The sequence below is a fragment of the Siminovitchia sp. FSL W7-1587 genome, from assembly GCF_037963795.1.
In the GTDB taxonomy this organism is placed as follows: Bacteria; Bacillota; Bacilli; order Bacillales; family Bacillaceae_C; genus Siminovitchia; species Siminovitchia thermophila.
This window is the reverse complement of record NZ_CP150169.1, coordinates 4,473,176-4,494,648: the sequence shown is the minus strand read 5'-3', so window position 1 is coordinate 4,494,648 and position 21,473 is coordinate 4,473,176. Positions and strand designations below refer to the sequence as shown.

At 43.0% G+C, this 21,473-nt stretch carries 20 protein-coding genes; 4 read left to right on the top strand and 16 right to left on the bottom strand.

The features are described from left to right. Positions 1–87 precede the first annotated feature (87 nt). Positions 88–294: a YppF family protein gene (gene yppF / locus NST31_RS21190; protein WP_339163106.1), complete on the top strand. Its 207-nt coding sequence runs from the start codon at positions 88–90 to the stop codon at positions 292–294. Between the two features lie 62 nt (positions 295–356). On the opposite strand, the gene NST31_RS21185 is transcribed toward yppF, so the two are convergent. Both NST31_RS21185 and NST31_RS21180 read right to left on the bottom strand, forming a co-directional pair. Next, positions 357–728, bottom strand: coding sequence for a YppE family protein (locus tag NST31_RS21185; RefSeq protein ID WP_077113342.1), 372 nt, complete (start codon positions 726–728; stop codon positions 357–359). Positions 729–821: 93 nt separating this feature from the next. Further along, positions 822–1,028 carry a hypothetical protein gene (locus NST31_RS21180; RefSeq protein WP_339163104.1) on the bottom strand — a complete coding sequence of 69 codons (207 nt, stop codon included), beginning with the start codon at positions 1,026–1,028 and terminating at the stop codon, positions 822–824. A 407-nt stretch (positions 1,029–1,435) separates the two neighbouring features. Here NST31_RS21180 and recU point away from each other — a divergent pair, with 407 nt between their 5' ends. Both recU and NST31_RS21170 read left to right on the top strand, forming a co-directional pair. Beyond that, positions 1,436–2,047, top strand: a complete 612-nt coding sequence (recU, locus tag NST31_RS21175) for a Holliday junction resolvase RecU (protein ID WP_339163101.1) — start codon at positions 1,436–1,438, stop codon at positions 2,045–2,047. Positions 2,048–2,089: 42 nt separating this feature from the next. Further along, on the top strand, positions 2,090–4,774 hold the full coding sequence (locus tag NST31_RS21170; RefSeq protein WP_339163099.1) for a PBP1A family penicillin-binding protein: 2,685 nt from the start codon (positions 2,090–2,092) through the stop codon (positions 4,772–4,774). Between the two features lie 151 nt (positions 4,775–4,925). On the opposite strand, the gene nth is transcribed toward NST31_RS21170, so the two are convergent. The 13 genes from nth to NST31_RS21105 form a co-directional block, all read right to left on the bottom strand. After that, positions 4,926–5,591, bottom strand: coding sequence for an endonuclease III (gene nth, locus NST31_RS21165; RefSeq protein WP_077113338.1), 666 nt, complete (start codon positions 5,589–5,591; stop codon positions 4,926–4,928). An 18-nt stretch (positions 5,592–5,609) separates the two neighbouring features. Further along, entirely contained in the window at positions 5,610–6,314 is a 705-nt protein-coding gene (locus NST31_RS21160; RefSeq protein WP_339163095.1) for a DnaD domain-containing protein, read from the bottom strand. 100 nt (positions 6,315–6,414) lie between these two features. Beyond that, positions 6,415–7,599 carry a pyridoxal phosphate-dependent aminotransferase gene (locus tag NST31_RS21155; RefSeq protein WP_077113515.1) on the bottom strand — a complete coding sequence of 395 codons (1,185 nt, stop codon included), beginning with the start codon at positions 7,597–7,599 and terminating at the stop codon, positions 6,415–6,417. 22 nt (positions 7,600–7,621) lie between these two features. Then, positions 7,622–8,098 carry a DUF5590 domain-containing protein gene (locus NST31_RS21150; protein WP_077113336.1) on the bottom strand — a complete coding sequence of 159 codons (477 nt, stop codon included), beginning with the start codon at positions 8,096–8,098 and terminating at the stop codon, positions 7,622–7,624. A 179-nt stretch (positions 8,099–8,277) separates the two neighbouring features. Further along, a complete protein-coding gene (gene dinG / locus NST31_RS21145) occupies positions 8,278–11,079 on the bottom strand; it encodes an ATP-dependent DNA helicase DinG (protein WP_339163093.1) in 2,802 nt (933 codons plus the stop codon). Positions 11,080–11,603: 524 nt separating this feature from the next. Continuing rightward, positions 11,604–12,452 (bottom strand): pantoate--beta-alanine ligase, encoded by an 849-nt coding sequence (panC, locus tag NST31_RS21140; protein ID WP_339163092.1) that lies wholly within the window; start codon positions 12,450–12,452, stop codon positions 11,604–11,606. 2 nt (positions 12,453–12,454) lie between these two features. Next, positions 12,455–13,291, bottom strand: coding sequence for a 3-methyl-2-oxobutanoate hydroxymethyltransferase (panB, locus tag NST31_RS21135; protein WP_339163091.1), 837 nt, complete (start codon positions 13,289–13,291; stop codon positions 12,455–12,457). A gap of 251 nt (positions 13,292–13,542) precedes the next feature. Beyond that, positions 13,543–14,526, bottom strand: a complete 984-nt coding sequence (locus NST31_RS21130) for a biotin--[acetyl-CoA-carboxylase] ligase (protein WP_339163089.1) — start codon at positions 14,524–14,526, stop codon at positions 13,543–13,545. Then, positions 14,511–15,695 carry a CCA tRNA nucleotidyltransferase gene (locus NST31_RS21125; RefSeq protein ID WP_339163087.1) on the bottom strand — a complete coding sequence of 395 codons (1,185 nt, stop codon included), beginning with the start codon at positions 15,693–15,695 and terminating at the stop codon, positions 14,511–14,513. Before NST31_RS21125 ends, NST31_RS21130 begins: the two co-directional genes overlap by 16 nt. A gap of 17 nt (positions 15,696–15,712) precedes the next feature. Then, positions 15,713–16,840 (bottom strand): N-acetyl-alpha-D-glucosaminyl L-malate synthase BshA, encoded by a 1,128-nt coding sequence (bshA, locus tag NST31_RS21120; protein WP_339163085.1) that lies wholly within the window; start codon positions 16,838–16,840, stop codon positions 15,713–15,715. Between the two features lie 3 nt (positions 16,841–16,843). Then, on the bottom strand, positions 16,844–17,557 hold the full coding sequence (bshB1, locus tag NST31_RS21115) for a bacillithiol biosynthesis deacetylase BshB1 (protein ID WP_339163084.1): 714 nt from the start codon (positions 17,555–17,557) through the stop codon (positions 16,844–16,846). Positions 17,558–17,572: 15 nt separating this feature from the next. Beyond that, the gene (gene dapB / locus NST31_RS21110) at positions 17,573–18,373 is read right to left on the bottom strand and encodes a 4-hydroxy-tetrahydrodipicolinate reductase (RefSeq protein ID WP_339165643.1); all 801 of its coding nucleotides are present in this window, start codon (positions 18,371–18,373) and stop codon (positions 17,573–17,575) included. Beyond that, positions 18,366–18,716 (bottom strand): nucleotide pyrophosphohydrolase, encoded by a 351-nt coding sequence (locus tag NST31_RS21105; RefSeq protein ID WP_339165642.1) that lies wholly within the window; start codon positions 18,714–18,716, stop codon positions 18,366–18,368. Before NST31_RS21105 ends, dapB begins: the two co-directional genes overlap by 8 nt. Before the next feature lie 890 nt (positions 18,717–19,606). On the opposite strand from NST31_RS21105, the gene NST31_RS21100 reads away from it, so the two are divergent. Next, complete coding sequence (locus tag NST31_RS21100) at positions 19,607–20,482, top strand: YitT family protein (RefSeq protein WP_077113326.1); 876 nt, start codon at positions 19,607–19,609, stop codon at positions 20,480–20,482. 297 nt (positions 20,483–20,779) lie between these two features. Here the strand turns inward: NST31_RS21100 and NST31_RS21095 are convergent, their stop codons facing one another. Then, positions 20,780–21,454, bottom strand: coding sequence for a zinc metallopeptidase (locus NST31_RS21095; RefSeq protein WP_339163079.1), 675 nt, complete (start codon positions 21,452–21,454; stop codon positions 20,780–20,782). Positions 21,455–21,473 lie beyond the last annotated feature (19 nt).

Sequence of the window (21,473 nt, the reverse complement as noted above, 5' to 3'; positions counted from 1 at the left end):
ACCTTTTGTCTGAAGTCTCACTTTTCTATAAAAAGGCAAACCGGAAAAATTATGTTACTATAAAAAAAAAGCCTAGGAGGAATGTACATGTCAATTCACGAATTAAAGCAAAAGTTTATGATGAAAAGGTCACATGCAATTGAGGATGTCAGCCAACTGTTGGACTTTGCGAAGCAAACATACATTAACAATGAAATTACTGTTAAGGAATTTCGAAACATAATTCGTGAATTGGAAGCTCTCGGTGCAAGAAATCCAGAACCCGTTTATCAAACTGAAAAATCAAGCAAATGACAGAGGCCAAACAATTATTTGGAAACGATTACAAATAGAGAGATTAAATCCCCTGACGTCTGTCAGCGGGATTTATTTTCGTTGATTTCCTCCATAATGCGGTGTAAAACATATTCAATAGATTGAATATGGCTCTTGAATCTTTTGAGACTCGAATCAGGATAAAAGGAGCGGATAGATACCATTTGGATGTTTTCTGCCGTATGTTTGATTTGTTGAGGAAATAAATTTTTGGGCGCGCAGGCAATCGTCCATTGGACCGCTAAAGGCTCCCATTTCTCACAAAGCTGCTTTACTTTGTCGGCAAACGGCTTTACCTCTCCAAAAAAATCACCCTCCACTCCGGTTTCCCGAGAGTTGTGAAAGTTTGACGAAGCTTCATGACAATAATGAAGAAGTTGTTCCGTCCATTTTTTTAATTGTACCTCATCCATTTCAATCAGCCCCCGTAATAAAAAGGAGCAGCTTTTTAGCTGCTGGCTTCATTTTACAAGCTGCCGGAATGCAATTCAAGTGTCATGGTCGTTTCAGGATACTTGATAGCGCCTGATCTTCTCTCTTGCTTTCGCCAACTCCAATTGAGCCAGCTTTTTTCCAATTTCATTATTTTCCTTCGTTATGACCGCTCCCAACCTTGTTTCCTCTTTTTTTACACGACGGGCAATTTGTTGTTCCAACCGATTTAATTGTGCCTTGATTTCTTCCAGCTTGTCGATACAGTCCTGTTTATTCATTATGAATCCCCCCATGAAACTGTTGGGTAATGTATTCTTTCTTTTCAAAGAACTTCCTGCCTTGGTGACAAAACTAGAAGCAAATCGCCAAATGTTCTTGTTTATTTCACCTCGTGCTAATGATGTAAAAGTGTGATGGATTATGCAAGAGCATATCGTTTCCGCTGGTTTTCCCATATAGTAAAAAAATGGATATATTGGAAAATCATTATAAATCATTTACTTTTCCTTTAAATACTTCCTGACAGGATAAATTTGTTATAAAATGTTCATTGGAATAAGGGAAGCTCTTTTAGATACCCTTTAGACCGGCTCTTGTTCCTTTTATTTTCATATGTTCTCATTTTCTTATTTTTATTCGTTTTTTTCTGCTATGATATAATTTAGTCCATAAAGGGGGATGAAACATGGAATTTCATTATCCTAATGGCCGTAAATACGAAAACCTGTCCGCGGCAAAGCAAAAAACCCCGGACACGACTGCAGCCACTAATTACAGCAACAGAGGCATGACGTTGGAGGAAGATCTTAATGAAACAAATCGGTATTATTTGGCCAGTGGAATAGCTGTCATTCATAAAAAACCGACTCCGGTCCAAATTGTTCATGTGGACTATGCCAAAAGAAGCACGGCAGTCATCAAGGAAGCTTACTTTCGCCAAGCATCCACGACAGATTACAACGGTGTATGTGAAGGCAAGTATATAGATTTTGAGGCAAAAGAAACAAAAAGCAAGACATCATTTCCGTTAAAAAATTTTCACGCCCATCAAATCGAACATATGCATCATGTTGTCAAGCAAAATGGAATAACTTTCGTCATCATTAGATTTACGACAACCGAAGAAATATTTTTGCTTGAAAGCAAGTTTTTATTTGCATATTGGGATCGCATGATATCCGGAGGCCGAAAGTCAATCTCCAAAAAGGAGATTGTAGCGCACGGGCATAAAATTAAGCTAGGCTATAGGCCGAGAATCGATTATTTGAAAGTTATACGCGAGATTTATGCATTTTAATCAAAACAGACTTCTTAAACATTGAAAGCGGGGGCTCTTTATATGGCAGACAAGTTTCAAACACGGACAGAACGCCGAAAAGTAACAAAACAAAAAAAACAAAAAAAGCCAAAAAGCTTTCTGAAAAAAACTTTTCTTTTCGTTGTCATACTCATGTTTGCAGGATTGGTAACAGGGGCCGGCACCTTTGCATGGTATGTGAAAGATGCGCCGAAACTGGATAAAAAGTTGCTCGTTGATCCGGTTGCATCTGAATTGCTGGATATAAACGGTGAAGTATTTACAACACTGGGAACGGAGCGCCGGGACTATGTTGAGATTGACCAGATTCCACAATTAGTGAAAGACGCGGTACTTGCCACGGAAGACGTGAGATTTTATAAACATCACGGAATTGACTTTAGAAGAATTGCAGGGGCCGTACTTGCGAACTTCTCTCGGGGATTTGGATCGGAAGGAGCTTCCACCTTGACCCAACAAGTCGTCAAGCGTTCATTTTTGTCAGATGAAAAAACGCTAAAAAGAAAAGCTCAAGAAGCATGGCTTGCTTTTCAATTGGAAAAACAATATACCAAAGACCAGATTTTTGAGATATATGTGAACAAAATATATTATTCCAGCGGTGTTCATGGAATAGAAACAGCCTCCAAGTATTATTTCGGAAAGCCGCTGGATAAGCTTGAGCTCCAAGAAGCTGCATTCCTTGCGGGACTGCCGCAAAGCCCAAACAGATATAACCCGTACGAGTACCCGGAAAGGGCGGATAAACGCAAGAATATTGTGCTGTCCCTCATGCACCAGCATGGCAAAATTTCCAAAGAACAAATGGAAAAGGCAAAGAACATATCCGTCACCGAAACGCTCGTTCCTGAAGAAGAAAATCGAAAAGACTCTTACAAATATGATTCCTTTGTTGATCAGGTCATAAAAGAAGTTGAAGCACTTGGAGATTACAATGTATTTTCTGATGGGCTAAAGATATATACAACTCTCGACCCGGATGCACAACAGTATACTGAAAAAATGTTATACACGAATGAAGTCGTCCAATATCCCGATGAGAAATTTCAAGCGGGAATCGTTCTTATGGATACCAAAACAGGAGAGGTAAGAGCGATTGGTGGCAACCGCAACAAAGACGTAAAGCGCGGGCGGAATTACGCTACACAGCTCAGCGACAAACAACCGGGATCGACTGTCAAACCAATTTTTGACTATGGTCCGGCCATAGAATATTTAAACTGGTCAACATATGAACAAGTCAAAGACGAGCCTTATACGTATACAGGAGGTACGCCGATCAACAACTTTGACAACCGGCACCTTGGACAAATGTCGATAAGAGAAGCTTTATACCGCTCGAGAAACATTCCCGCGTTAAAAGCTTTCCAAGAAGCGGGAGCAGAAAATGTCAGAAAGTTTGCGGCGGGATTGGGCTTTGAAAATATCGATATGACCGAATCCGATTCAATCGGAGGGGGAAAACAAAATCCGTCACCGTTTACTTTGGCCGGCGCGTTTGCCGCATTTGGAAATAACGGGATGTATCATAAGCCGCACACGGTGAAAAAAATCGTGCTGATGGATGGAGAAACGGAGATTAAAAATAAAGTTGAACCGAAAATCGCCATGAAAGACTCTACTGCTTATATGGTTACCGATATGCTGAAAGATGTACTTTCCTCTAAAGCAGGTGCCACCGGTAAAGCAGCGGCGATTCCAGGACTTCCTGTAGCCGGAAAAACGGGTACGACAAACTATACCCAAGCAGAAATGAGGGAACACAATATTCCAAGGGGAAGTTCTCCCGATTCATGGTTTGCCGGTTATACAACGAACTATACAGTTGCTGTTTGGACCGGATATGAAAAACGGACAAATCCGATTCTGCCGAAAGATTTAAAAATCGCCCAGCAATTGTTTAAAAACTTGATGAGCCATGCATCTTCAGACATTGAAACACCTGATTTCAAAATGCCAAAAAGCGTTGTACGGGCAGCCGTTGAAAAAGGCTCCAATCCGCCGAAAAAGCCAAGCAAACATACGCCTGAAAGCAATATCGTACACGAGCTGTTTGTAGCCGGAACAGAACCGAAACAAGTATCACAGGCCTTTGACAAACTGGATGCTCCATCCGTCTCCGGCGAATATAAAGAAGGAGAAAAAGCGGTTGTGTTTAATTGGTCGCATCCTGAATCAGGTGAGCTTAAGTTTCAGGTGAAAGTAAATATTGCAGGAACAGAAAAAGATCTTGGAGAAATATCGGATACAAGCTATACGATTAGCAATGTGGAGCCTGGCAAGACTTATTCAATCAAAGTGACTGCCGTGTCGGAATCGCAAACAAGCTCACCAGGATCGGCAAGTGTCACGGTTCCATCCAACGAAGAGGATCAGAACGAAGAAGAACCAACAGACGGCGAAGAAGAACCGAATGAAGAAAATCCGCCTGCCGATAACGATCAAAACGGAAGCGGAAACGACAATCAAAACGACAATCAAAACGGGCAAAACAATAACAATAACAATAATCCTAATGATAATCAAAATGGGAATAACGGAAACAATAATGGGAATAACCCAAACCCTGGTAATAACCAAAATCCTGGCAATAACGGCAACCAGCAAGAAGGTGGCGATTCGGGCGAGACCCCGGACGACAATACAGACCAATCCGGCGGCTCCCCTCCACAGGCCGTTCGCCCGGCGAATAGAATGACCGGGTAAAATAACCAACAAAAGAAAAAAGAGCGCACAAGAGGCGCCCTCCGCTTGTAGAGAAAGTCGACGCACTTTCTCTACAAGCTTTTTTAATAGGTGTGATTGTACAGAACATCGCTTGTTTAAAAAAAAGCTGTCGAGGTTCCCCTCAACAGCCTTATTCAGCCATTTGTTTTTCCATTTTCTTTATTCTTTTCTTCCCTTCCCTGCAAAGCTCCAACAGCGGACAACTCGCACATTGCGGGTTTTGCGCTTTGCAATGGTAGCGGCCGAAAAAGATCATCCGATGATGGCTGATGGACCATTCTTCCTTCGGTATTTTTCGCATCAAAGTCTTTTCGACTTCCAGTACACTGTCTTTCCATCGGCAAAATCCCAAGCGTTTGCTGATCCTTTCCACGTGAGTATCTACAGCGATCGCCGGCACTCCAAATGCTACCGACACGACAACGTTAGCTGTTTTTCTGCCTACTCCGGGAAGCTGCATTAATTTGTCGCGGTCACTCGGTACGTTGCCATCATATTCGTTTATCAGGATGCTACACAGCTTTCGAATGTTTTTCGCTTTATTTCTGAAGAGGCCGATTGAACGGATATCATTTTGAAGTTCTTCTTCGGAAACAGCCAAATAATCTTCAGGTGTTTTATATTTTTCAAATAACGTTTTGGTTACCTTATTGACGAGAACGTCTGTACATTGAGCGGAAAGCAGCACCGCAATAACGAGTTCAAAAGGATTGGAATGATTTAGTTCACACTCGGCGTGCGGAAACATCTCACCCATCGTATCAAGACAATAGCGAATTTCTTGTTTAGTCAGCAATTCAATAAGCACCTGCCTTTATTGTTCCAGCCAGTTATAAAATGGTATTTTGTTGGAAGGCTCATGCGAAATGACTTTTGACCCCTGTTTAGTTGCCCTTTGTCTGAATTGACTTCCTTGCATGCGAGCCTGCTCAATCGTTTTAACCCCATTTTTCTTCCAACTGAATAATATGCGGTCAATATAACGGAAATTTACTTTTCCCGATATGACTGCCTCCCTTAACGCCGCTTTTATAATGGAGGGGTCCTGTTTGTCTTCATCCAGCCACATGGCGAGATTCTCGCATTCCATCGGGGAAAGGGGCCTGCCAAATTCCTGCTCAAAGACCGTGTATAAATCATGCTCATCATGAAGTGTATGTTCCAAGTCTTGTTGTTTTTTCTCCGCAATCAGTTCTTCCGCCAGCCGAATCCATAGAGGCTTCAAAGAATACTTTTCAAAACGGATTTTTTCCTCGGACATTCCCTCTTCTATGGCAATGAGCTGCATTTGGACGAGTTTCCCCAACATCGCAGAGCACTCATCCGCAGTGCTGGACATCCGTTCACACAGTTGCTCGGGTGTTGGAAACTCGTTTCCCCGATCCATAAAGAATTGAATATGCAAAAGCAGCACCAACTCTTTTTCGTCAAGGCCGATTTGTTTATATTTGTTTAACAACACACTTGGTATTTGAACCATACCTTCTTCCATCCACGATACAATCATTTCTTTATCCACATTCAGCACCTCATCTTTATTCATGTGGAGAGTTTTTTTACTCCTTCGATGGAAAAACCACGTACAACATGCACGTGGCTTGTATAACGCAATGATCGGCTTATCGGCTCTTTTCTTTTACAAAAGAATGAATACGGCGGATTGCTTCTTCAAGCGACTCCAGCGCAGTTGCATATGAAAGCCTGATATTTTCCGGCGACCCAAAGCTTGATCCGGGCACTACAGCAACAAGGGCCTCTTCCAGCAATGCTCCGACAAAGCTGTCCACGTCCTCATAGCCGGTTATCCGGGCAGCCTCCATTACGTTCGGATATAAATAAAAGGCTCCTTGCGGCTTCAGGCAAGTGACTCCCGGGATTTCATTCAGCTTTTTATATATAATGTTCATTCGTTCTTCAAAAGCTTGTCTCATCCGTTCAACCGGTTCCTGTGTCCCATTGTAGGCTTCGATAGCCCCGTACTGGGATGCCGCTGCCGGATTGGATGTGGAGTGGCTGGCGACATCTGTCATCGCTTTAATGATGGCTTCATCACCCGCGGCGTATCCTATTCTCCAGCCCGTCATGGAATGTGATTTCGAAACACCGTTAATGATGACGGTAATCGCCTTCAGTTCAGGTGAAATTTCCGCAATCGACACATGTTGGTTGCCGTCATATAAAAGCTTTTCGTATATTTCATCCGATACGACAACGATGTTATGCCGCAAGCAGACTTCGCCGATTTCTTCCAATTCTTCTTTCGTATAAATCATGCCCGTCGGATTGCTCGGCGAGTTGATGATGACAGCTTTTGTTTTTTGTGTAATGGCTGCTTTCAACTGTTGCGCTGTAATCTTGAAATGTTGGGATTCTTCGCCGGCAATATATACTGGCTTTCCTCCAGCCAGCTTTACCTGTTCCGGATAGCTTACCCAATACGGTGCGGGGATAATGACTTCATCCCCCTCATCCAAAATCACTTGAAAAAGGGTGTACAAAGCATGTTTTGCGCCGTTTGTCACAATGATCTCCGCCGGCTTGTAATCAAGCCCTTGGTCTCTTTGCAGCTTTCCTATGATCGCTTTTTTCAATTCAGGCAAGCCGCCTGTTGCCGTATACTTCGTATGTCCTTCTTTCATGGAGCGGCTAGCCGCTTCAATGATGTTTTCCGGCGTATTAAAATCAGGCTCTCCAGCACCAAGGCCAATCACATCAAGCCCGTTTTGTTTTAATTCTTTTGCTTTGGCCGTGATGGCCAAAGTGGATGAGGGTGTAACTTTTGAAACACGGTTTGATAATTGAATGTTCATGCCTATCCCTGCTTCCTTATAGATTTTCAATATTTCTCCACCATTTTCCGGTGTCAAAATGAATGTAATAATAATTTAAACGGGATTGATTGTCTAAATAGGACAATTCCCATACGGGGAGCTGTTTTTCCATGCCAAGCCTGACGCCAAGAATTTCCTTGGGCTGCTTTTCTTTCACCAGCATATCGATGGCTTCCTGCTTGGAAATGCCATCAGCCAGCTTTTTAGAGATGGTTTTTTCATCCTTTTTTTCCGGAATCCAAAAAACAACTTGTTCGCCCTTTTTTTCTTCTCCAATCAAAACATAATACGTTTGCGAACCGTTGTATAGATAAAAATCATCAATTTTCTTCAATTTTTCATCGGCGTTTATTCTTTGTTCCGCCTCTTTTCTGGCTTGTTTGACCGGATCCATCGCCTTTGTATATATGTATCCCCCTGCTCCTGCTAGAAGCAATAAGACTGAAAAAATGATAATAAGCCATTTATACATGTAACATCCCCCATTTAACGGCGGGCGCCGAATACACAAATTTTGTTACTCATAATAAGCCGTTTGAAAGCCAAAATATCATTAAACAACGCATTGCTCACCCATCATTATAACATGATGGGAATGACGTTATAAATACATTCTAGTCCACATTCCAGGAGCGTCGCAATTGCGGCGTTCTATTCATTCTCCAGCCATTGCTCTATTGCGGGGATAAGCTCCTTTAATGGCTGTTGTTCCACCTGGATCGGAGGAAGTGAACGCAGAAACGCGCTTCCATACATCGTTGTAACGATTCGGCGATCAAACACAATAAATGCCCCCCTGTCTGTTTCTTTCCGGATCAATCTTCCGAAACTTTGTTTAAATTGTATGATTGCTTCAGGCAATGAGTATGCGGAAAAAGAATTCTTCCCGGCTTCCTTGATCGCCTGCATTTTTGCAGCGGTTACCGGTTCATGAATATGTGAAAACGGGAGCCTGGTGACAACGATCGCGGATATACTTTCCCCGTTCATATCAATTCCTTCCCAAAAGCTGTTCGTTCCCAGCAAAATGGACTTTGTAAACTGCTGGAACGTTTTGAGAAGGCGATGGCGGCTTCCTGAAGATATTCCATGAGCCAAGAGAACATATTCATGCAGTTCTTCGCTGTCCTTTAACAAATCAAACGTTTTTCTCAGCATATCGTGTGAAGTAAACAACACAAGAATTCGTCCCCTTGCAGCGTGGGCAATAGCGATTAAATGACAAGCGATCGCTTCTGTATACTCATCGCTTGCGACTGCGCTAATATCTGGCAAGTCACTTGGAATAAATAGCTTTGCTTTCTTTTCATATGCATACGGGGATTCAATCATTTTTTCAAGCTTTTGAAATGGCTGAATGCCGCATTCTTCCGCAAAAAATGCAAACGAACGGTTTACGGTCAAGGTAGCTGAAGTTAATACGACACTTTTCGCCGTGCCGAACAGCTTTTCGGATAAAAAGCGATTTGCGTTAAGCGGCTTCGCATGTATAAATGTCCTGTTTAATATTTGTTTTTTTTCTCCTTCAATCCAGACAATATCTTCTTTTTTTGGATGAAACACTAATCTGTCAAGGGTTGTTTGAATGGTATTCCATTGCTCACAAAAAGCCGTCGTTTCCTCCAATAGCGCCAACTCTTCCGGTTTAAGCGCCTTCCTTGATGTTTCCATCAAGCCAAGCCGCTCCGCAATTCCTTTTTGGATAAAACGGTGTCCGGCCGCTACCCTCTCGGCACACAATTCGATCGACTGCCACTTTCTTTCAAGCCTTGTTTGTGATGTGATGCTTACCTGCGCTTTATAGGCATTATTTTTATGTTGTTGAAAAAGCAGTTGCCCCATTAGTGAAAATAAATCATTTATTTCAAGATCAAAGCTGTTTAAGGCTTCGTCCAATTCAAATACATGAATGCTTGGCTCCAGTTTCAGCCGTTTTACGCTTTTTTCAAGTTTATACAATAGCTTTTTCTTTTCCGATGTGCCGATTCGTCCGAGCATGTTTTTCAGGTCGTAGTATCCCAAATGGACACCAAATGTATTTCGTGCCGCTTTTTCCAATCGGTGCGCTTCATCAATAATAAAATATTCAAGCTGCGGAATATCCATCCGTCCTTCCAAGCTTTTCATCAAGCTGGCATGATTCATGATGATAATATCGGCTTCGAATGCTTTTCTTTTTGCGCGCGCATAAAAATCTCTTTGATGCCAAGGATCTTCCCGCTGATGTACGTTTCTGTTCGAATGGCGTATCTTTTCCCAAAAAAACACGCCGCCGCCCGATAAATTCAATTCGTCCACATCGCCTGTTTCCGTTTGCACAAGCCATACGAGTATTTTCATTTTTGTGATGGCCTCATCGTATGAGTCACTATTTTCTCGCAGCGATTGTTCAAACTGAAATATACTGATGTAATGGTCTCTTCCCTTTAAAAGCGCCGTTTTAAAAGGAAAGGGGATGATGTTTTTCAATTTGTCCAGTTCATTTTCGATCAATTGATGTTGCAGATGGATTGTATATGTACTGATGGCCACTTGCTTATTGTTGTTAACCGCAAAATAAATACTTGGCAACAAATAGGCGATCGACTTGCCAATCCCTGTTCCCGCTTCAATCATCGCATGGGTATTCGTTGTCAACGCTTTATACACCGTATCCATCATTTCAAATTGGCCTTCACGCAGAGTGAAATGGTGAAAGTGCTGTTGAAATAATTGGGCCTTCTCATCTGTTCCCAGCGGAAATGTTTCCGTTTGTAACGCAACATCCTCTCTTGCATCCGGGCATTTCCTTAAAGCAATGCCGCGCCATACATCCAAGTTTCCGGGGAGATTTTCTACATGTTTGCGTTTTTGGGCAAGAATGGCTCCAAATAAAAAAGTCAAGCCGCTGTCGGCTTTTTCTGCCAAACGGTACAGCATTTCCAACGTAACCACGGGAAGATTTTCTGCTTTTTTCACCAAAAGGAGGAAAAGTTCTGCTGTCGCCAGAGCATCACTGTCCGCCTGATGGGGATTGTCATGGACCACGTTCATTTGATCACTTAAATCTTGTAGTTTGTAGCTAGGAGAGCAGGGAAGAAGTATCTTGGCCAGTTCGACGGTGTCCAAAGTCAGATTCACCGGGTGGTGTTTTCCCGCATGTTTCAGCTCTCCATCCAAAAAGCCCAAATCAAACTTGACATTATGGGCAACAAATATCGAGTGTTCCAATATTGTATATACTTTATCAGCAATTTCTTCAAATTTCGGGGCAACCGTAACCATTTGATCATCAATTCCCGTTAATTCTTGAATGAAAGCCGGAATAGGCTTTTCGGGATTTACAAGTGATGTGTATTGATCAATAATCTTTCCTTTTTCAATGATCACAATCGAAATTTGAATGATTCTGTCGCCCTTTTCAAAAGAATTTCCGGTTGTTTCCAAATCTACTGTGACATATCTTTTTTCCATTTCTTTCACACCTTTAATCACTGCCGTCATTCGGCTCTATGATAGTGTATCACACGCAGATTGATTCAGCCACAGACACGGAATATAAAAATAAGTGGGAGAGGTGGGCATGCAGATATTGTCATACGATGTGGAATTCTCAGTCTGGAAATCCCAAAAACAAGGCGCGAAAGCGTCCTTTTGTTGACAAGCTCAGGCAGAGACGTCCTTAAAAATTTTGCGTTTTTTCGTGCGTTGGCAATGTTGGCAAAACTGTTTGTCCTGTCTTTTCGCTTGCACTCGTATATCCTGTTTGCAAAAACGCCTTTATGATCAACATCCTCGAAAAAGCTTACATTTTTTCTTCATGCGATGATGGTGCTGCCGAAGCTTTCCTTATCCTGTCGACCCGAACCAATCAGTTCGGTTACTGGCAGTTGATCCTCACATTTGCCATTTTCTCTTAATCCCGATTCGACACCTTACTTCCAGTTAATGGATGATAGGAAAATGCCCGCAGCCTTTTGTTGGCTGCGGGTCATATATTATGACACATCAAAGATGATGTTGTCGATGAGTCTGGCTTTGGAGAATTTGACAGCTATGGCGATGATGATGCGTCCATGGATTTGTTCAAGAGGCTGAAGCTCCGGATAGCTTAGGATATCGACATAATCGATCAAAGCGTCCGTACGGCTCTTTAATAAGTCTATAACCGCATTTTTTATTTCCTCGACATCGGTTGCTCCTTGTTCAATTTTATGTTTTGCCAGGAGCAAGCTCTTATAAATGGACGGGGCCTGCTCTTTTTCACGAGCGGATAAATATACATTCCTTGAACTGACCGCAAGGCCGTTTGCATCCCGAACAGTTTCAACGGGTATAAGTTGTACCGGGAAATCATAATCGGCAACCATGCCGGCAACAACCGCAAATTGTTGGGCGTCTTTTAACCCAAAGTATGCCTTGTCGGGCATGACGATGTGAAATAATTTTGCCAGTACGGTGACCACCCCGTCAAAATGTCCTGGCCGGTCATTGCCGCATAACGCATGATTACGCTTTACGACACTCATTTTTGTCGACAATTCGGCGTCATACATATCTGAAACGTTTGGAATAAACAATAGATCGACACCTGTCGTTTCAGCAAGCCTTTCGTCCCTTTTTTGGTCACGGGGGTATGCTTCATAGTCTTCATCCGGTCCAAATTGCAGGGGATTTACGAAGATACTCATAACAACGATATCATTTTCCTTTTTGGCCTTGCGCGCTAGGGTCAAGTGACCCTCATGAAGATACCCCATCGTTGGAACAAATCCAATCGTTTTGCCTTTAGACTGAAGCTGTTTTGCCATTTGCTGCATCTCTTTTTTCTCGGTGATGATTTTCAATTTTATTTTCCTCCGTACAAAGAAGCCAACTGGCTCTGTTCCATATTAAATGTGTGTATTTGCGCATCAGGAAATACACCTTGTTTTACTTCATGAATGTACTGCTTCAACCCTGTGGTTACATGTTCATTCACATCGGCATATCGTTTGGCGAACTTTGGAATTCTATCGACACCAAATGTGGCCAAATCATGAAAAACAAGAACTTGTCCATCTGTCTCAGGACCGGCGCCAATGCCAATCACCGGAATATTTAATTGTTTCGCCACTTCTTTGCCAAGCTGCTGGGGAATGCATTCGAGAACGAGCGCAAAGGCACCCGCCTCTTCGCATTTTTTGGCTTCTTTAATAAGCGTTTCAGCCGCTTTTGCTGTCTTCGCCTGTACTTTATAGCCGCCAAGCACCCCTGCCGTCTGCGGAGTCAATCCTAAATGTCCCATGACGGGCACTCCCGCTGTTGTAAGAGCCTGGATCGTTTGTATGACTTCACCCCCGCCTTCCACTTTGACAGCATTGGCACCGCTCTCCTGCATAATACGGCCAGCCGCCCGCATCGCTTCTTCCCTGCTGATATGAAAAGACATAAAAGGGAGATCCGTTACGACAAACGTGTTTTTTGCACCGCGTTTCACGGCTTTCGTATGATGGACCATGTCATTGACAGTGACAGGTACGGTAGAATCATAACCGAGTACGACCATGCCAAGGGAATCCCCGACAAGAATCATGTCCACCCCCGCCCCTTCCGCCAGTTTTGCCTGGGGAAAATCATATGCGGTGACCATAGCGATTTTTTCTCCCGCCTGTTTCATTTTTACAAAATCAGCAGTCGTTTTCATTTTTCATTTCCTCCTTTTTGTTAGAGGAGCGAATGCAGTTCGAGCAATTGGACGCCTAAAATACAAAAGGAATCCTCTCCAAAAAGGCAGAAGGACTCCGTAACATCCCTTTCACTCGCTTCGGTCCTCTGTCCCCGTCCTCTCTATGGATCAAGGCAGATATTAATATAAAAAATACATCAAATGAAAATGGTGCAGCTCGTTAAGATACCGCCCAATAACATAATAGCAAAATAAATAGAAAAATTCTATCAATCCGATAGTTCTATATCGGCAGAGTAAACTTCGTGTATCGTGCCGTGTTCATCCTCCACTTTTAATACGCCTTCATCCGTAATGCCAAGTGCCCTGCCGACAATCTCTCCGGTAACCGTTCTGGCTGTGATTACTTTTCCAATGCTGATCGCATACGTTTCCCATAATAGTTTAATCGGCGCAAACCCCTTGTCCAAATAAATGCCATAGTATTTTTCAAAATCTTTTAAAAACGTTTGGATCAGTTGCGCTCGCGAAATTTTTTTCCTTTTTTCAATATATAATGATGTGGCTTTTCCCCGGATACTTTCATGGAGATCTTCTATATCATGGTTGGCGTTTATACCAATGCCAATAACGAGAGATGAGATTTTATCCGCTTCCGCTTGAAGCTCGGTCAATATCCCGACTACTTTTTTACCGTTTATCAAGATGTCATTCGGCCATTTAATCTCCGGATGAAGGCCTGTCACTTCGCCAATGGCATTTGCTGCTGCAACAGCCGTAATCAAAGTAAACTGCGGAGCTTTTTGGGGAGGCAGAACCGGACGGACGATCATACTCATCCATACTCCCTTTTTCGGCAATGACGACCAACTCCGCCCTAGCCGGCCCCTTCCTGTTCTCTGCTCTTCGGACACAACGATAGTCCCTTCAGGCGCTCCTTCATGTGCCAGCTGATGCGCTACCTTTTGGGTGGATTCGACTGATTCGTAAAAATGTATATTTCTTCCAAAATGCTCCGTTTCAAGACCAAATAAAATGTCACTCTCGGTCAAATCTTCCGGCGTATTGATGATTTTATAACCTTTATTTCTGACAGCTTCCAAAATGAAGCCGTCCTTCCTTAGTTCTTCTATATGTTTCCAAATAGCTGTCCTGGAACAACCGATCTTCTCGGCAAGTGTCTGGCCGGACAAAAATTCGCCATCGGCATCAGAAAGTGCTTTAATCAATTGTTTTCTTATATCAATCGACAATTTTCCATCCAACTCCTGATTTCTTGTTTATGATTTGCGATTTCACCGTTTATGACCGCCTGCGCCGCTTCATGGAGAACCTTTCCGATCCAGGGCCCGCTTTGTTTACCTGTCCAGCGAATGAGATCATTTCCGTTCACAGTCAATTCCTTCAACGATTTAATGGGAAGACTTTCATACTTATCCAGCAAATGAGCCAATTGTACATCCTCTCTCTTGATCGTCAGAAAAGCCGTTTCTACAAGAAGAGCGATTTCTTTTCCGGCGGTAAACAGTTCATCCCTGCTCCAAAAGTGATCTTTACGCAGCATCAGGTATGAAAGAGCCATTGAAAGCAGTTTTATTTTTTTGGACGGAAGCCGCCATTTCTTTAATATAGTAACAGGATGTTCCCCGGAGAAATATAATGCCAACAGCCACATATCAAGGTTTTTTAAGGAAGAGATTTCCAGCTTGGTCACTGACTGCACGACATGTTCTTGATTGAATAAAGCAGGCAATTGCTTATAAATGCCTGTATGAAAAAGCAATTCCAAAGCCTTCTTTTTGTATTTTCCATCTAATAGCTTTTCAAATTCAGCCGTTATTCTTTCTACGGAAATATGGCGCAACAAATCGACATGCTCTTTTATCGCTTTTTCGGTTTGTTTCTCCAAATGAAAACCGAGCTGGCTGACGAATCTTACAGCACGCATTAGCCGCAAGGCGTCCTCCTGAAAGCGCTCATCAGCCGATCCAACGGTGACAATGACTTTTTTTTCCAGTGCCAAACGGCCTGCAAAAGGATCAATGAAATTTCCCTCTTTATCCATGGCGATCGCATTCATTGTAAAATCGCGTCTTTTTAAGTCTTCGTATAAACTTCGGACAAATGTAACTGATTCCGGCCTTCTATAGTCTTGATAGTCGCCTTCTGAGCGGTATGTGGTCACTTCGTAAGATTTTCCATTTTGTATGACCATAATCGTTCCGTGTTCAATACCCACATCGACCGTTTTTGAAAATATGGTTTTCAGCTCAGCCGGCGTCGCCGATGTTGCAATATCCACATCATGAATGTCTCTGCCAAGCAAAAAATCTCTCACAGCACCGCCGACAAAGCAAGCCTCATAACCAGCCGCTTCAATCTCATGAATAAGCGGCAATGCGGACAAGAAAGGTTCTTTCATATGCCGATCCTTCTTTCTCATAAGTTAAGGAGAGATGTATACAACGTTTCATATGATGATACGATAGCATCAGCCTGGAATCGCTCCTGCGGAGTGTGTTCGGCATTCGCCGAAAATATTTCATGCTTCTCCTTATCTTCAAGTAAAATCAGTGCTTTTTCGGCTGCTTCATCGGTATTTCCTAGTTCACAGAGAAAACCGTTGTATCCATCTTCAATAATTTCGGGGATTCCCCCGACTCTTGTTCCAATGCAAGGCACGCCGCACGCCATTGCCTCCAATGCCACCAGCCCGAAGCTCTCTTTTTCGGATAATAGCAACATCAAATCACTCATCGAATATAGCTCTTCGAGATGATCTTGCCGACCAAGAAACAACACTTTTCCATCCAAAGACAAGTTTTTTACGAGTTCACATATCTTCGTCATTTCCGGTCCATCACCGACGAGCAGCAGTTTTGCGGGCAAGCGGGAGGCGATGTTTGAAAAAGTTTTCACAACGTCCTGTACCCTCTTTACCTTCCTGAAATTGGAAACGTGGATGATCACTTTTTCCTCAGGAGAGATGTCGTACGTTTCTCTCAATCCATTTACTTGTATTCTTTTATATACCCTGTCATCGATAAAATTGTGAATGACATCAATTTCCTTATCAGGTGATACAATCGTTCGTGTTTGTTCAGCAAGGGCATATGAGACAGCTGTTACCCGGTCTGATTTTTCAATGCCGAAACGGATGGCATCCGCCAAGGTTGAATCATAGCCCAAAACGGATATATCTGTTCCATGAAGCGTCGTTACAATTTTTATATCCTGCCCCGACATTTGTTTGGCCAAAATGGCGCAAACTGCGTGCGGGATCGCATAGTGCACATGCAGTATATCCAGTTCTTCCCGTTTGATTACCTCCGCCATTTTACTGGCTAGGGCGATGTCATACGGCGGATATTGAAAAAGCGAATATTGATTTACAGCAACCTGATGAAAGAAAATATTCGGGTCCCATCTATTCAACCGGAACGGAATATTGGAAGATATAAAATGAATTTTATGCCCTCTTTCGGCAAGAAGTTTCCCAAGCTCGGTCGCAACGACACCCGATCCGCCCACTGTCGGGTAACAAGTAACACCAATTTTCAGTTTCATAAGCTACAAGCCTTCCCCAAATATGTTGTTATTTACAAGCAAAGGGCGATCCGTTTTAAACCCTTCTGCAAAAGCAACCCCTGTTTCAAGACCATAAAGCCTTTCCCTTGCCTCAATTCGTTCTAGATAACCGTTTGTAAGCACTGTCTCCACGCCGTTAGGCCCTTTCATAAACTGCGACTCATAGGCACGAAGCGCGAACAGCTTTTCTTCGATAAACAAAGAAATATCCACGGCAACATCAGGACGCGGCTGGCTGTTGATAAAGTAATATAGTAACTGTCTTGCTTTATGTACACTTTGGCCATCCGCATCATACTTTTGAATGCCGGCCGAAAAAAAGGCTTCCTTCACAAGAGCCGCGCAATTGCCATGGTCTGGGTGCCGATCTTCCCAAAAAGGAGCAAAAACGACAATCGGCTTGTAACGGCGAATGACCCCCGCGATTTTTTTTATGTATTCTTCTTTCATGAATAAGCCGCGGTCCGGAAAATGCAGATTAATTCGCTCATGCACATGCAGCCTTTGGGCCGCTTCCTTTGCTTCAGCGTGTCTCTTCTCGACAGTTCCATTGGAAGAGAGTTCGGCCTCAGTTAAATCACAAATGACAATTTTTTTGCCTTCAGATGCCCATTTATAGATGGAGCCCGCCATGCCGATTTCTACATCATCGGCATGAGCCCCAAAAGCAAGAATATCTATTTGCTCCAGTTTCAACAGAAATCCCCCTTTTTAGTCTATGATAGATTCCAAACCGTAGACAAGGGTGTTTAATTGAAGTACGGTCTCCACCGAGACTTTCACTCCGGACATAAAAGATGCCCGGTTATACGAGTCATGCCTGATTGTTAAGGTTTGTCCGTTAGAACCGAAGATCACCTGCTGGTGGGCGACTAATCCCGGAAGTCTTACACTATGTATTCTCATACCGTCAACTTCGGCGCCTCTCGCACCTGAAATGGTTTCCTTTTCATTTTCGTGTCCCTGTGCCTTTGGTTCCCTGTTGACGCCGATCATTTCTGCCGTTTTGACAGCGGTTCCTGATGGAGCATCCAATTTTTGATCATGATGCATTTCAATAATTTCAACGTCTTCAAAATACTTTGCCGCCGTTTGGGCGAATTTCATCATTAATACGGCACCGACCGCAAAATTCGGAGCAATGATGCAACCCAGACTTTTGCGTTCAGCAAGCTCTTTTAACTCTTCAAGTTGTTCCGGCGTAAAACCGGTCGTGCCGACAACCGGGCGCACTCCGTTTTCCAAAGCTGATTTTGTATGTAAGAAACCTAGATCGGGGGTTGTTAAATCAATCAATACATCCGCTTCCACCTCCCGGAAGCACTCATGTATATCAGTGTAGATCGGAACATCCAGTCCCGAAAAACCTTCCGTATCCGATAACAGCTTTCCGTTATTGATGCGGTCAATGACGGCTGTAAGCCGAAAATGCGGTGTTTCTTTTACAAGGTTTACTGCTTCCCTGCCCATTCTTCCCCGCGGGCCGGCTACAATAATGTTAATCTCATTCATCATTTTGTTCACCTTCATTTTTTTTAGTCCATCTGTCTTTGTCTCTCGTTTTGAACTTATGCATGACTCGGTCGTGGGCATCTTGTAAATCGATGTCCAAGGAATTGGCCAAGCAAATCACGACAAATAACAAATCGCCAAGTTCTTCCTCTACTGTTTTTTCTGTTTCATCGGCTTTTTTCTTTTTTTCACCATAATAATGATTAATTTCCCTTGCCAGTTCCCCCAACTCTTCGGTTAATCTGGCAGTCATGGCCAAGGGACTGAAATACCCTTCTTTAAACTGGCCGATATAGTTATCCACTTCATGCTGCATTTCCTGTAACGTTTTTCTATGACTCATCATTTCTCACCTTGATTCATTATTTCTTCACCTTCTTACCATATGTTAGCTAATTCTTTTTTTTTATACAAATGAAAATGCTTCAGTAAAGTGAAACTTCATTCAGTAGGAGTTCCATCCCTACTGAATGTTAGTTGAACCAATCGGGCATTTACTGGCAGTTGACCCAGCACTTTCTACTTACATTTTAGATTTCTAAGCAAAGGGGCTTACTGACAGTTAATGCGGGATAAAGTGAAACTTCATTCAGTAGGAGTTCCATCTCCTACTGACTGTTAGTTGAACCAATCGGGCATGTACTGGCAGTTGACCCAGCACTTTCTACTTACATTTTAGATTTCTAAGCAAGGGGCTTACTGACAGTTAATGCGGGATAAAGTGAAACTTCATTCAGTAGGAGTTCCATCTCCTATTGAATGTTAGTTGAACCAATCGGGCATTTACTGGCAGTTGACCCAGCACTTTCTACTTACATTTTAGATTTCTAAGCAAAGGGGCTTACTGACAGTTAGTGCGGGATAAAGTGAAACTTCATTCAGTAGGAGTTCCATCTCCTACTGACTGTTAGTTGAACCAATCGGGCATGTACTGGCAGTTGACCCAGCACTTTCTACTTACATTTTAGATTTCTAAGCAAGGGGCTTACTGACAGTTAATGCGGGATAAAGTGAAACTTCATTCAGTAAGAGTTCCATCTCCTACTGAATGTTTAGTTGAACCAATCGGGCATTTAAGTGCCGTTTTCTCACACTTTGACCTTTTGTATCAAATCAGGTCTTGAAGTGGTGTATATGGCACCTTACATGTGGGGTAAAAGTTGCCGCTAAATGGAGTTATTGGATATAATGTGAAATACTCGGTGAAAAAAATGTGCAGGGAGAGAAGGAATTGTGCCTTTTCAATTAAAAGTAAAGAATATCCTATATATCTTATTGGGTGCGGGCATTTTTGCATTCGGACTTGTTCATTTTAACATGCAAAACCATTTGGCTGAAGGAGGATTTACGGGAATTACCCTTCTTCTTTATTTTCTATTTCACATTGATCCTTCCCTCACAAATTTACTATTGAATGTGCCCTTATTTTTCATTGGCTGGAAATTGCTTGGCAAAAAACCTTTTCTTTATACCCTTATAGGGACGGTTGCCGTATCGATATTTTTGTTCATTTTTCAGAGATTTGAGATTTCCATTCCGCTGGATGGCGATCTTTTTCTCGCTGCGTTATTTGCCGGGGTGTTTGCCGGCATTGGCCTGGGAATGATTTTTCGCTTTGGGGGAACAACGGGAGGCGTTGATATTATCGCCCGTCTCTTATTCAAATATAAAGGGATAAGCATGGGCAGGACAATGTTCATTTTTGATGCATGCGTCATCCTTTTATCTTTAATCACCTACTTGGATCATCGGGAAGCAATGTATACGCTCGTTGCCGTATTTGTCGGAGCGCGTGTCATTGATTTCATGCAGGAAGGGGCTTATGCAGCGAGGGGCGCCATGATCATTTCTGAGAAACACCACGGCGAAGTAGCTGACGCCATCATGAAAGATATGGGCCGGGGCGTAACTGTATTAAGAGGACGGGGATCTTTTACAAAAGAGGAAAAAGATGTGCTCTATTGTGTGGTTGGCCGAAATGAAATTGTCCATTTAAAACGAATTATTTCAACAATCGACCCGCAGGCGTTTGTGTCTGTCATCGTCGTTCACGATGTGATGGGCGAAGGATTTACACTTGATGAAAATAAAAGACCGCTTGATCTATAAGGTAGGCTTTCTTGATATGTTAACAGCACGAGCTGAAATGAAGAACCTCAAGCCGCCCGCCAGGAATAAGACGTAGCCGTTTCCAGGAGGCGGCTTTTCAGCGCGCAAGCAGTTCAAGAACTTCATACGAAACATTGCGTGGAGCTAACCGGAGAGCTGGAAGTAAGCCAATAGGCACCTGACATTATGTTTCCTCCCTTCTCTCACTTAGCTTGCATCAGCTTGATGTTTAGCCCTTCCTCCAGTTGAATCAATCATAAAAAAAGCCCGGTGCAAAAGAGCGCCGGACATATTTACCTATTCACGATTTGTAAAAATAAGGATCAATCTGAGCAATTCCAATACGGCGACAGCGGCTGCCGCAACATATGTCATCGCTGCCGCATTCAAGACTTTTCTCGCGTCGCGTTCTTCCGAGTTGCTGATCAGGCCAAGCGAGACGATCTGGTCCATGGCTCTGGAAGAAGCATTGAATTCAACCGGCAGTGTAACGAGTTGGAATAAAACTCCCGCCGCCATCAAAACAATGCCGATTAACAGCATGTTGGAAAACGCGGTGGAAAGCAAACCAATGATAATAAAGATCCAGGCAATGTTGGAGCTGATGTTTGCAACCGGCACCAATGCGTGTCTAAAGCGCAAAGGCGCGTATCCCTGCTGGTCTTGAATGGCGTGTCCGACTTCATGGGCTGCCACTGCGGCACCGGCAACCGATGGACGATGAAAGTTGTCTGATGACAAATGCACCGATTTGGTGATCGGATTGTAGTGGTCACTTAAAACGCCAGGGGTTTCCTTAACTTGGACATTATATAAACCGTTGGCATCCAATATTTTCCTGGCCACTTCTGCTCCTGTAATGCCGGCGGTTGTTGGAATTTTTGCAAATTTTTTATACGTACTTTGGACCCTAAATTGTGCCCATATGGGTATGATTATGATCAACAAAAAATAAATTAAATATCCGCCCATTTTTACCCTCCAATACAAG

What these genes read in the sequence shown, in the direction of transcription:
- dinG (WP_339163093.1), bottom strand. Translation starts at nt 11,079, where the DNA reads ATGGAAAAAAGATATGTCACAGTAGATTTGGAAACAACCGGAAATTCT.
- NST31_RS21095 (WP_339163079.1), bottom strand. Translation starts at nt 21,454, where the DNA reads ATGGGCGGATATTTAATTTATTTTTTGTTGATCATAATCATACCCATA.
- NST31_RS21150 (WP_077113336.1), bottom strand. Translation starts at nt 8,098, where the DNA reads ATGTATAAATGGCTTATTATCATTTTTTCAGTCTTATTGCTTCTAGCA.
- NST31_RS21180 (WP_339163104.1), bottom strand. Translation starts at nt 1,028, where the DNA reads ATGAATAAACAGGACTGTATCGACAAGCTGGAAGAAATCAAGGCACAA.
- NST31_RS21185 (WP_077113342.1), bottom strand. Translation starts at nt 728, where the DNA reads ATGGATGAGGTACAATTAAAAAAATGGACGGAACAACTTCTTCATTAT.
- panB (WP_339163091.1), bottom strand. Translation starts at nt 13,291, where the DNA reads ATGAAAACGACTGCTGATTTTGTAAAAATGAAACAGGCGGGAGAAAAA.
- NST31_RS21170 (WP_339163099.1), top strand. Translation starts at nt 2,090, where the DNA reads ATGGCAGACAAGTTTCAAACACGGACAGAACGCCGAAAAGTAACAAAA.
- dapB (WP_339165643.1), bottom strand. Translation starts at nt 18,373, where the DNA reads ATGAATGAGATTAACATTATTGTAGCCGGCCCGCGGGGAAGAATGGGC.
- NST31_RS21105 (WP_339165642.1), bottom strand. Translation starts at nt 18,716, where the DNA reads ATGAGTCATAGAAAAACGTTACAGGAAATGCAGCATGAAGTGGATAAC.
- recU (WP_339163101.1), top strand. Translation starts at nt 1,436, where the DNA reads ATGGAATTTCATTATCCTAATGGCCGTAAATACGAAAACCTGTCCGCG.
- yppF (WP_339163106.1), top strand. Translation starts at nt 88, where the DNA reads ATGTCAATTCACGAATTAAAGCAAAAGTTTATGATGAAAAGGTCACAT.
- NST31_RS21125 (WP_339163087.1), bottom strand. Translation starts at nt 15,695, where the DNA reads ATGAAAGAACCTTTCTTGTCCGCATTGCCGCTTATTCATGAGATTGAA.
- bshA (WP_339163085.1), bottom strand. Translation starts at nt 16,840, where the DNA reads ATGAAACTGAAAATTGGTGTTACTTGTTACCCGACAGTGGGCGGATCG.